Genomic DNA, 4,179 nt, shown 5'->3' on the forward strand with positions numbered 1-4,179 from the left:
CGCCGCGCGCGGCGGTTACTACAACGAAGCCACCGGCGGGCGGGGCATCGGCCGGGCCGGCATCAACACCAACGCCTATACCGGGACCACCCGGGCGGGCGCGCAGGGCCTGCGCTACAACCCGCAGACCGGGCGCGTGGTGGCCGGCGAGCGCGGCGCGGCGGTCAATCCGTATACGGGGCAGGGCGTGGCGGGGGGCGATCGCACCACGGTCAACACGCGCACCGGCCGGGTGACGCAAAGCGCCGGCGCGGCGGGCGTGGGCCCGAACGGCGCGGCCGGCGGCGGCGCCTTCAACACGCAGGGCGCGAACGGCGACGCACGCGGTGCCGGCGGTTTCCACTACAACGCCGACACCGGCACGCTGCACCACGGCGGCGTGGTGGACGTGAACGACAACGTCTATGCCGGCCACGACGGCAACGTCTACCACTACGACAACGGGCAGTGGAATCAGGTCAATCGGCCGGGCCAGGCCGGGCAGGGCACGTTCGACCGTGGCGACCTCGACCGCGACCGCATGGCCCGCGAGCGCGGCGATGCGCGCATCTCCGGGCAGACGGCGCACGACTTCCAGCGGCCGTCCGGCGGCATGCAGCGCCCCGCCGGCGGCATGCAGCGGCCTGTGGGCGGCTTCCGTCCCGGGCTCGGGGCGCGGCCGATGGGCGGCTTCCGCCGCCGTTGAACGCGGCTAGTCGCGGTCGGGCGCGCCGAGCGGGAAGTAGGCGCGGTACGGCCGCGCCTCGTCCACCGCGCGCGCGAAGGACGGGCGTTCCAGCAGGCGCTGCCGATACGCGTGCACGCGCTGGAACTGCGGCGCGATGGCATGCGTCCAGTCGGCGTAGAACAGGAATGGCGCGGCGCCGCAGTCGGCCAGGCTGAACTGCGCGCCGGCGGCCCATTCGCGCCCGGCCAGGTGGTCTTCGAGCCAGGCGTAGGCGGTATCGAGCATGCGCCGCGCCTCGGCCACGCCGAAGGGGTCGCGCTCATCGGGCGCGCGCAGCTGGTCGAAGACGATCTTCTGCTGCGGCGTGGACAGGTAGTTGTCGAAGAAGCGGTCGAGCAGGCGCACCTGCCAGGCCGCTTCCGGATCGCGCGGCACCAGCGGCTGCGCGCCGGGGTAATGCAGGTCGAGGTATTCGATGATGATGCTGGCCTCCATCACCGTGCGCTCCCCGTCGATCAGCACCGGGAAGCGCCGCATCGGCCAGTGCGCGGCCAGCAGCTGCCCATTGGCCGGGTCTTCCAGCGAGCGGTATTCGAAGTCGGTACCGTGCTCGTACAGCGCGACCAGCGCCTTCTGGCAGTACGAGGAGAACGGGTGGGCGATCAGCTGGGCACGGTGCATGGAACGGTTTCCTTCCGGAGGTTGCCAAGGCGACGGCCGACGGCCCCGTGGATCGACACTCACGCCGCCTGCGCGCCGCGTTCACCGGTGCCCGACGCCCACGCGCCTATCGTGCGCAACCAAGGCGCCCCGGCGCCGCACCTGTTACCTGGAGAACTGCATGATCAAGTGGGCCATCATCTTCGCCGTCATCGGCATCATCGCCGGCGTGCTCGGCTTCGGCGGCCTGGCCGGTGCCTCGATGGGCATCGCCAAGTTCCTGTTCTGGGCGGGCATCATCATCGCGGTGATCCTGTTCCTGGTGGGGATGTCCATCGCCAAGAAGGTCTGACCGGGCCCGCGGCACCGTCGCCCCGGCGCTTGCGCCGCGGGTGACGCAGCCTTCACGATCCCCGCCCTAGGCTTGCTGCCGGGTCAGGAGGGGCGGTTCGTGGAAGCCATCGTGTTGGACGCGCAGGCCGGCGTGGCGCCGGTCAATGGGGCCGGGCTGGAGGATGAAACCCGTCAGCTGGCCCTGCTCATCCGCAGCGTCAACGACTACGCCATCTACATGCTCGACCCGGAAGGCTATATCCGGACCTGGAACCCGGGCGGCGAGCGGATCAAGGGCTATGCCGAAGGGGAAATCATCGGCAGCCATTTCTCGCGTTTCTTCACCCCCGAGGACGTCGCCACCCGCCTGCCGTACCGGGCGCTGGAGGCCGCGCGCGAGCAGGGCAAGTTCGAAGGCGAGGGCTGGCGGGTACGCAAGGACGGCACGCGCTTCTGGGCCAGCGTGGTCATCGACCCGATCTGGCGCGGCGGCGAGTTGATCGGCTTCGCCAAGGTCACCCGCGACATCACCGAGCGCCACCAGGCGCAGCTGCGCCTGCAGGAGACCCAGGTCCAGCTCGCCCATGCGCAGAAGATGGAAGCGGTGGGCAAGCTCACCCTGGGCCTGGCGCACGATTTCAACAACCTGCTGGCGGTGATGGTCAACTGCCTGGAGCTGATCGACATCCGCCCCGGTGCCGACGCCCGCATGCATGAGCTGGTCTCCGTTGCCCAGCGCGCCGCCGACCGCGGCACCCTGCTCACGCGGCAGCTGCTGAGCTTCGGCTGCGGGCACCCGATGGCCATGGAGCGCCATCCGGTCGAGTCGCTGCTGCAGGCTTCGATGGAGTTGTACCGGCGCGCCTGCGGCGGCCACATCAGCTTCCACGACGAGCTCGGCCGCACCGGCGAGATCGACGTGGATTGCGGCCAGCTGGAGGCCGCGATCCTCAACCTCATCGTCAACGCCCGCGATGCCTGTCGCGAAGGTGGCGCGGTGCGGTTGCGCAGTTCCATCTGGGAAGGGCGTTCCCCGTATGCACCGGAGGAAGCGCCGCGCGCCTATGCGCGTATCGAGGTCGCCGACAGCGGCCCGGGCATGGAAGCCGAAGTCGCCGCGCGCGCCTTCGAACCGTTCTTCACCACCAAGACCGTCGGGCAGGGCAGCGGGTTGGGGTTGAGCCAGGTATTCGGCTTTGCCACCCAGTCCGGCGGATTCGCCATCATCACCAGTGAACCGGGCCGCGGCTGCATCGTGGCCCTGTGCCTGCCGCTAGTCAGGGAGCAAGCGCATGTCCAATGAACCCCTCGTCCTTCTGGTCGAAGACAATGAAAGCCTGCGCGAACTGATGCGCGACGCATTGCCGGACTTCGGCTATCGCGTGGTGACCGTCGTGGACGGTCGCCAGGCGCTGGCCCTGCTGGAAAGCGGGGAGCATTTCGACTTCGTCTTCAGCGACGTCAGCATGCCCAACGGCGTGTCGGGCATCGACCTGGCCGAACACAGCGCCCGGCTGCAGCCGGACGCGCGCGTCATCCTGTCTTCCGGCTATGCGCGCGCGCAGCTGCCGCCGCTGCCGGAGAACGTCACCTTCCTGCCCAAGCCCTACCGCCTGCCGCAGCTGCTGGGCATGCTGGAGCACGCGCAGGCGGTGGCGCGCTGAGCCCCTTCAGGGCGAGGCGTGCAGGGCCAGGTTGAGCTGGTCGATGGTTTCGATCCAGTCCGCGTCGTCGATGCGCTCCTCGCGCAGCAGCGCGGCCTGCGACGCATTCCAGAACGGCGCCTCTTCCAGGCGCATCGCATCGGGCAGCGGCGCGTGGTCGGCGATGAACTGGCGGATGCTGGCCTCGTCGGACGCCAGGCCGAGCTGGGCGAACAGTTCGGAGAACGGGTGGACGGACTTTTCCATGAAGGGTTTCCGGGTGGGGCGCCGCGCGGGCACGGGCAGGAATCCTAGCCTGAACGGTTGTAGCGCGGCGTGTGCGGCGGCTTGCCCGTAAGCGATTGCGTACCCATGTACCGCTTTGACATGCGAGCAGGAGAATGGCCATGGCGACCGGATGGGCCGGCGATGGCGCCGTGCAGGACCAGATCGACGCGACCGTCGACGATGCAATCAAGCGCGCCCGCAGCCAGCTGAAGCAGGGCCCGGGCAGTGAGCGCTGTGAGGAATGCGATGCCCCGATTCCGGAGGCGCGCAGGAAGGCCGTGCCCGGCGTCACCCTGTGCGTGGCCTGCCAACAGGCCCACGACGAAGAAGAAAACACCTTCACCGCCTACAACAGACGCGGCAGCAAGGACAGTCAGCTTCGCTGACTGTTGGGGAAGCTAAGCCCGCGCGGCGGGCTTAGCCCCAAAGTTGGCTACGCAAACTTTGGGCCCCATCCTCCACCTCGCCTATCCCCCGCGCCTTCGGCGCGCCCCCCTTAACAAAGGGGGGCTCTCCTCCATCACGTCTCTCGGTCTTTCCCATTGCTTTCAGTTGGTCGCTGTCGCGGCTGAAGCCGCTCCCGCAGGG

6 protein-coding genes and 1 pseudogene are annotated in these 4,179 nt (G+C 69.3%); 5 read left to right on the forward strand and 2 right to left on the reverse strand.

Annotated features, from left to right (window positions below):
* Nucleotides 1–685, forward strand: a pseudogene (locus ARC20_RS18575) (hypothetical protein); the annotation flags it as partial.
* Between the two features lie 6 nt (nt 686–691).
* On the opposite strand, the gene ARC20_RS15885 reads toward ARC20_RS18575, so the two are convergent.
* Nucleotides 692–1,348, reverse strand: coding sequence for a glutathione S-transferase family protein (locus ARC20_RS15885; protein ID WP_057648880.1), 657 nt, complete (start codon nt 1,346–1,348; stop codon nt 692–694).
* A gap of 160 nt (nt 1,349–1,508) precedes the next feature.
* Between ARC20_RS15885 and ARC20_RS18070 the strand changes: the two genes are divergently transcribed.
* The 3 genes from ARC20_RS18070 to ARC20_RS15895 all read left to right on the forward strand — a co-directional run bounded on the left by ARC20_RS18070 (nt 1,509) and on the right by ARC20_RS15895 (nt 3,324).
* Nucleotides 1,509–1,679, forward strand: a complete 171-nt coding sequence (locus ARC20_RS18070) for a DUF1328 domain-containing protein (RefSeq protein WP_081418233.1) — start codon at nt 1,509–1,511, stop codon at nt 1,677–1,679.
* A gap of 114 nt (nt 1,680–1,793) precedes the next feature.
* Complete coding sequence (locus ARC20_RS15890; protein WP_057648887.1) at nt 1,794–2,963, forward strand: two-component system sensor histidine kinase NtrB; 1,170 nt, start codon at nt 1,794–1,796, stop codon at nt 2,961–2,963.
* On the forward strand, nt 2,953–3,324 hold the full coding sequence (locus ARC20_RS15895) for a response regulator (RefSeq protein ID WP_057648882.1): 372 nt from the start codon (nt 2,953–2,955) through the stop codon (nt 3,322–3,324). The genes ARC20_RS15890 and ARC20_RS15895 overlap by 11 nt, the downstream gene beginning before the upstream one ends.
* Before the next feature lie 6 nt (nt 3,325–3,330).
* Here the strand turns inward: ARC20_RS15895 and ARC20_RS15900 are convergent, their stop codons facing one another.
* Nucleotides 3,331–3,570 carry a DUF2789 domain-containing protein gene (locus ARC20_RS15900; protein ID WP_057648883.1) on the reverse strand — a complete coding sequence of 80 codons (240 nt, stop codon included), beginning with the start codon at nt 3,568–3,570 and terminating at the stop codon, nt 3,331–3,333.
* Between the two features lie 140 nt (nt 3,571–3,710).
* Between ARC20_RS15900 and ARC20_RS15905 the strand changes: the two genes are divergently transcribed.
* Nucleotides 3,711–3,977: a DksA/TraR family C4-type zinc finger protein gene (locus ARC20_RS15905; protein ID WP_057648885.1), complete on the forward strand. Its 267-nt coding sequence runs from the start codon at nt 3,711–3,713 to the stop codon at nt 3,975–3,977.
* Nucleotides 3,978–4,179 lie beyond the last annotated feature (202 nt).

The organism is Stenotrophomonas panacihumi (assembly GCF_001431645.1).
Taxonomy (GTDB): Bacteria; Pseudomonadota; Gammaproteobacteria; order Xanthomonadales; family Xanthomonadaceae; genus Stenotrophomonas_A; species Stenotrophomonas_A panacihumi.